Annotated in this window: 4 protein-coding genes; all 4 read right to left on the bottom strand. The window is 69.6% G+C overall.

Annotated features, from left to right (window positions below; translation table 11 throughout):
- Positions 1–356 precede the first annotated feature (356 nt).
- Positions 357–842: a hypothetical protein gene (locus tag DCI01S_RS15655; protein ID WP_061230082.1), complete on the bottom strand. Its 486-nt coding sequence runs from the start codon at positions 840–842 to the stop codon at positions 357–359.
- A gap of 76 nt (positions 843–918) precedes the next feature.
- Positions 919–4,323 carry an ATP-binding protein gene (locus DCI01S_RS15650; protein WP_061230081.1) on the bottom strand — a complete coding sequence of 1,135 codons (3,405 nt, stop codon included), beginning with the start codon at positions 4,321–4,323 and terminating at the stop codon, positions 919–921.
- On the bottom strand, positions 4,323–5,048 hold the full coding sequence (locus DCI01S_RS15645) for a DUF4194 domain-containing protein (protein WP_061230080.1): 726 nt from the start codon (positions 5,046–5,048) through the stop codon (positions 4,323–4,325). Before DCI01S_RS15645 ends, DCI01S_RS15650 begins: the two co-directional genes overlap by 1 nt.
- Positions 5,045–6,250 (bottom strand): DUF3375 domain-containing protein (locus tag DCI01S_RS15640; protein WP_061230079.1); only part of this gene is annotated, 1,206 nt, incomplete at its 5' end. The genes DCI01S_RS15640 and DCI01S_RS15645, both read right to left, overlap by 4 nt.

Raw genomic sequence — 6,250 nt, 5'->3', positions numbered from 1 at the left:
CTCCACGACGACCTCACAGTCACCGTCTCGCGGGGCTCGCTGCCCATTTCGGGGCAACTTCTCCAGTGTAAGTCTCCCGGCCGCCCCAGTCAAAACCAGGACCGCCGCTCACCTACTCCGGCTCGCCACCTGCTCGCTGGGCCGTCTCTCTCGTTCCGGCCCCGCTCCCTGGCGGCTCCGATAAAGTTACACGGGCCTGTCTGCAAAGCCAAATCGCGGCCGTTTGTCCAGGTCAGCGATAGTTTCGGCGCGTGGGCCTTCAGCTACGCCCTGACGCGCCTTCGGCTCGTGGATTCTCCGCGACAGGGAAAGTCCGTGGAATCGGCCATGATCATTCGGGCGGTGGGCGACCCGTCTCATTCGTCAATGGTGAGGTCGTCTGCCACGGCCGTCAGGTAGACGTTGACCATCCTCTGCCGACGCTGGGTCGCGAGTATGGCGTGGCGTAGACCCGGATCGATGTCGACCACGTGAAGCTCGACGCCGAAGGCGCTGGCGGCATGCTTGACCCAGCCGGTGATCGACGACCGCGCTTCCTCGCTCGCGAACACGATGATCGGCCGAACGTCGCTGTAGTCCGGTTCGCTCCGAAGTAGCGCGAGCTTCAGAACGTCTTGGGCGATCTTCTTGAGCTGGCCGCCCTTGAGCCTTCCCTGTCGCGCGTACGCCTCCACCGCGAACTTCCCGTCTTCGCTCCGAGCGTCGAGGTGGATGCGCACTCCCCCGCTGAGCGTCAGCGATCCCCCACGGACCAGCGCCACTTTGAGCTTGGTCGCCAGGGCGTCGACGATCGCGATCTCGGCATCCCTCTGGACTGCCGAGTCGCTCTGATGTGGGGCCATGAAAGCCAACCTACTGCCGCCGACGGCCAGATAGCGCGCGACGAACTGACTGAGATCGGCCCTTTCGGGCCGCTCCTCAGCCCAGCCCGTTCTGCTTCTGGTACTCCTCGGTCGTCATCTGCACGAGCCGCGAGTAGCGGCCCTCCACGTTGTCGACGTAGCCGATCGTCCGCACGTACGGAGCGATCACGTGCACCTTCTGCAGCGGGGTCACGATGAGCAGCTGGATACCCAGCTTGGCGAACAGCTCCAGCGCGTAGAGGGTGGAAGCATCCGAGCCGCGACCGAAGGCCTCGTCGATCACCGCGAACCGGAAGTCCCGGGCCTTGGCCGCTCCCCACTCCAGTCCGAACTGGTAGGCCAGCGAGGCAGCGAGGATGGTGTAGGCCAGCTTCTCCTTCTGCCCGCCGGACTTTCCGTCGGAGTCGCGGTAGTGCTCGAACTCGCGGTCGGTCTCGCGGTCCCTCTCGGAGGCGGAGAAGGTGAACCAGTTGCGCACATCGGTGACCCGCAGGCGCCACGCGCGGTCGGAGTCGCTGTGGCCTTCCCGGCCGCGGAGCCGCTCGAGGATGGCACGCACCTGCTCGTAGCGGCTCTCGGAGTACTGCCCGTCGCCGCCAAAGGCGTCGTCGGTGACGCCGCGTAGGTCGGCGCGGAACTGGCGCACCTCCTGGTTGACCGTGTTCTCACAGTCCAGGCGCACGAACCGACCCGGGTTGAAGTCGATCGCGCCCAGCGCCTCGTTGGTCTTCTCGATCTTCTGCCCGATGTCATCGGCCTGACGCAGCAGCCAGTTATGGAAGCCTGCGAGCTCGCGGATGGTGTTCTTGCGCAGCTGGCTCTCGAACTCGTCCACGAACCGCGGGAGGTCGTCGTCGGCCAGTCGGGCGTGGAACCGCACGTACTCGGCGCGGGCGGCCACGGCCGCGTCCATCTCCTTGGTCTGCTCCGGCCAGGTGCGACGGATCTCCGCCATGGCCTGGTGGATCCGCGTGGTGAGGCCGTTGAGCTCCCGTTGGGCGCGCTCAACGTCGGCGTCGATCGCATCCGACAGCGCCGCCTCGGCGGAGTGGGCCTCGTCAGCGGTCTGCGCCAGCTCGGCGCCGGGGTCCTCGCCGTACCCGAGCCGCTCGCGCAGCCGCGGGTACACCTCGCGCGCCGACTCCAGCAGGGCCTCGTCCAGCTCGTCGATCACCCGCTGGTCCCGGAGCATCTGGCGCTGCTCGTGATCGATGCTGGACTGCCAGCGGCTGCGGTGGTCGGACAGCTCCCGCTCGTCGTCGGCCACGGTGGCGGCGCGGGCGTCGAGGTCGGCGATCCGCTGGTCGATCTCAGACAGCTCGTCGCTGCCGCGGACAAGCCGCTGCCGCTCGGCCTCGGCGGAATCGGCCCGCTGCTGGGCCTCGGCCCAGTCCAGGTCCCGCCAGGACGGATACTCGGCCAGCCGCACCAGCGCGGTGCGGGCCTGGCCGGCCGCGGTCTGCTCGGCGGTGGCGGCGTCGAGCCGGGTGGCCAGCTCGGCAACCTCGCCCTCGAGTCGGGCGCACCGCGCGCGGAGGGCGTCGACCTTGTCCTCGTTGCGCCAGCCCAGCACCCAGTTCCGGGCGTCGGTGGTGGCGGTGCGGTCGTCCTTGACGTGCCGGTTGCGGGAGCGGATCTGCCCTTGCACGGTCACGGCGCGGTCGGCGCGGCGGAACTCCTCCATGGTCTGCGCGCACAGGTGGTCGGCGCGGGCGTAGAGCTCCTTGGCCAGATACCCGCGCAGGGGCGAGTCGGCGATCTCCACGGTGTCCGCGAGCAGCAGCCCGTTGGTCTGGGGCCGCTGCAGCGGCACGTGCTTCTCGGGGACCCGCTCGTAGACCAGCCGCACGCCCACCTCGCGGCCGTCAGCGCGGCGGGAGGTGAGCCGGCGAGAATCCACCCACTCGGCCACGTCGGCGTAGTGCTCCTGCGGCACGAGCAGGGACAGGGCGAATCCGCGCAAGACGCGTTCCGCGGCGCCGCGCCACTGGGCGTGCTCGGCGGCGATGTCCATCAGCTCGCCGGCGAAGGGCAGATCGGCGGCGTCCAGGCCGAGTTCAGCGCACAGCTGCGCGCGCACCTGCAGCTGCTCGGTGGGCAGGTTGCTGGTCCGCCCGGTCAGGCCGGTCAGCTCCTGCTGCACCTCACGCAGCTGGCGTTTGCGCTCGCCGTGCTCCATGACCAGCGCGTTGTGGCGGGTGGCCAGGTCGACACCGTGGGAGTCCAGCTCGGCCTCACGTGCAGCGATCGCCTCGGGTAGGCGGGAGAAGGCCGCCTCGTCGGTGACAGGGTCCAGGCCGGCGCGGGTCACCGCGTCGGTGAACCGATCCCGACGACGACGACGCTCCTCCAGCTGCTCCCGGGCCGCGGCGGCATCTCGCTCGAGGTCGCCTATGCGGTTGCCGCCGGATTCGGCGCGCGCGGTGACCAGGGCCTCGCGCTCGGTGGCCAGTTCTCTGGCCTTCTCCCGGAGGCGGACCACCTCGGTTTTGGCGGAGGCGACCTCGGTGGTCAGCGTGTCGATCTCAGCTTGGCGCAGGGAGATGCGGAGCTCGGCGAAGTACGGGCGCAGGGCCAGTCGCTCCTCGCGCAGCCGTTCGCGGCGCTCGAGCGCGGTGTCGTAGGTGTGGATCTGCTCGACCAGCGGTTCGAGGGCGGCGAGCTGGGTCCGGGCGCGGGTGACGGCGTCGTGCGCGCGGGTGAGGTCCTCGAAGTGGCGCAGGATGCCTTCGATGCGGGCGGAGGCGTCCACGGGTTCGAGCATGTGGGTGCGGACGAACTCGTTGAGGTCGCCGACGGACTTCATGGAGATGGTCTGGTGGAACAGTTCCATAGCCTGCTCCGAGCGGATGCCGAGCAGGCGTCGCATGGCGCGTCCGTAGGTCGGAAAGTCCTTGTCCACCACGGCCCCGCTGTCGCGCAGGCGGGTGATGAGGGCGCCGAGGTCGGAGCCGAAGCCGGTGAAGTCCGGGTCGATGGACAGCGCCCGGTCGGCGGTGATGAAGCGCCGCCACGGCTGGCCGGTGGCCTCCTGCTGCTGGAAGACCTGGGCGAGGGTGACCTCCTCGCCGTACCCCTCGTTGCGGAAGACGCCGAGGATCACCGAGTACGAGTGGCCGTCACGCAGCCCGACCGAGCGGACGCTGCCGGTGGCCTCGTTGCGCTCGGTCTTGTGATGGCCCTCAACGTAGGAGCGAAGGGTGCGCTCCTTGCGGGAGGCGCCGGCGGCCTTGTTGTAGTCGATCCGGTGCGAGGGCAGCATCAGCGTGCTCACCGCGTCCACCAGGGTGGACTTGCCGCTGCCGATGTCGCCGGTGAGCAGCAGGGTCTCCCCCGCCGGCTCGAGGTTCCACACCCGGGAGTCGAAGGTGCCCCAATTGAGGACCTCGAGGCGGGCCAGTCGGAACCCGGGGCGCTCACCGCTGCCGAGCTCGACCGAGGAGAACAGGCCGCTGGTCATCAGATGTCCTCGCTCGCGTGGTGGGCGGTGCTCTCGTCAGCGGCGCGCGCGTGGCCGACGCCCTCGTCGGCGGTGCTCTCGCCTGCGTCCCTCTCGTCCGCGGCGTCCGCGTCGGCGTACTCGGCGAGCTTGGCCGAGAAGTCCGAGAGCGTCTCGGCGTCCACATACGCCTTGAGGATGCGGCGCACCTCCCACTCCCCCTTGCGGTCCTTGAGCTGGCGCAGGAACCCCATGCCGACGAGCCGGTTGATGGAGGCGTCGATCTGGTGCTGCTCGCGCGCCTCGTCGGTGCTGCGGTGCAGGAAAAGCTGGATCATCTCCACGATCTCGTCGTGGGTGAGCACCAACTGGCCGGGGTCGCCGGCCGACTCGAACTCGGCCAGGCGCTTCCGAAGGAGGACCAGCAGGAGGCTGTCGGCGTACGTCAGAGTTCGTCGCCGGATGACACGGGGAAGAGCGTTCTCGCCCTCCGGGGTATCAGCGGTCCGCAGGTAGGCGTAGCCCTCGTCGTCGTCGACAACGACCTCAAGCCCTACGACGGCGAAGTGGTCACGGACGGCGCCCTGGTGGCGCACCAGGTCGTCCCAGGCGTCGGACTCCTGGTACACGACGCCCTGCATGAGGCGGATGGCGCTGACCGCCACGGCGCGCTCGGGGGTGACACGGCCGGCGGTGACACGGTCCCCCACTGCATGGTCGGAGGTGTTGGATCCTGAGGCGGTCATCGGCGGGTGACCTCCACCCGCGGCATCGTCGCGCGCATGTGCCTGCCTGCCTCGTGGTACTCGATCACGGTCTCCTCATGCTCGTGGGTGGTCACCTCGAGATCGTCCTCGTCCAACGCCAGGTAGCCGACGATCTCCGCCGCGCCGTGCTGGAGCGGGTACAGGGAGATGATGTCCTCCAGCCGCGCGGTGCCGTGCACCGGGATCAGCGACCGGATGCGGGTGGCCAGGCGCGCGGGATCCACCACGACCTGGTTGGCCAGCACCGAGGTGTCCACCTCCTCGGCCTCGACCGGCTCCAGGTCACTATTGACCTCCGAGGCCGGACGGACGGTGAACAGGGGGCGGTCGGTGGGCAGCGCAACGTCGATGCTGGTCTCCTCGAGCTCCAGCCCAGAGCTCGGCAGCTCGCCCTCGCGGAGGTGCAGGGCGGTGGTCTCGATCTGGCGCACCAGGTCCAGCACCCGGCGGTTCTCCAGCCACACCTGGTCGTCGGTGAAGCGGCGCAGCTGCTCGGAGATGCTACGGACCGTGTGCTGGGTGCGCTCGGCGGCCTCGGCCCAGCTGTGGTGGACGGTGCGCAGGCGGCGGTCGGCGCCGACCTCCTCGATGCCGGTCATCCGATCCAGCAACATGGACAGCTCCTCCTGGCCCGAGGTGGACAGCAGCAGGTCGTAAAAGGCCTGGAAGCTGCGGCCCTGGTCGGAGGAGTCGATCATGCTGCGGCCGTGGACCAGCTCGGCCAGCAGCTCGCCCTTGCTGCCCTGCCACGTGGCGATGCGCTCGCGCGCCGAGCGGTCCAGGGCGCGGAAATTCTCCTCCACCTGCCGGAAATCGGCCAGCAGCTCGCGGGCGGTGGTGGCGAACTGCTGGTACCGCTCGCGGACCGCGGTGCGGTCCAGCAGGCCGGCCTGCGGATCCTCGCGCAGCTGGGCGATCTCCCGCTCGATGTCCTGCTTGCGGCGCTCGAGCTGATCCAGGCGCTTGGCAGGGTCGGATTCGGTGCCCTGGGCGATCTGGCGCAGCAGGTCCACCGCGGTCTGCAGGCGCGACTCGGTGCCCACGAATGACTGCTCGGCCAGGCCCTGCACCCAGGCGTAGGCCTTCTCCAGGGCCGGGGTGGCGTCGTAGTGGATCTCGTCCGCGCCCAGCGGGTAGAAGCGCCGCAGGAAACCCGCCTCGGGGCCGGCCCAGTCCGCCAG

It is taken from the genome of Dietzia cinnamea NBRC 102147, assembly GCF_001571065.1.
Taxonomy (GTDB): Bacteria; Actinomycetota; Actinomycetes; order Mycobacteriales; family Mycobacteriaceae; genus Dietzia; species Dietzia cinnamea.
The sequence above is the reverse complement of the archived record's forward strand: the minus strand, read 5'-3'. Positions and strand labels throughout refer to the sequence as shown.

Excerpts from the sequence above, each read along its gene's own strand:
- DCI01S_RS15655 (WP_061230082.1), bottom strand. The coding sequence starts at position 842 with ATGGCCCCACATCAGAGCGACTCGGCAGTCCAGAGGGATGCCGAGATC.
- DCI01S_RS15650 (WP_061230081.1), bottom strand. The coding sequence starts at position 4,323 with ATGACCAGCGGCCTGTTCTCCTCGGTCGAGCTCGGCAGCGGTGAGCGC.
- DCI01S_RS15645 (WP_061230080.1), bottom strand. The coding sequence starts at position 5,048 with ATGACCGCCTCAGGATCCAACACCTCCGACCATGCAGTGGGGGACCGT.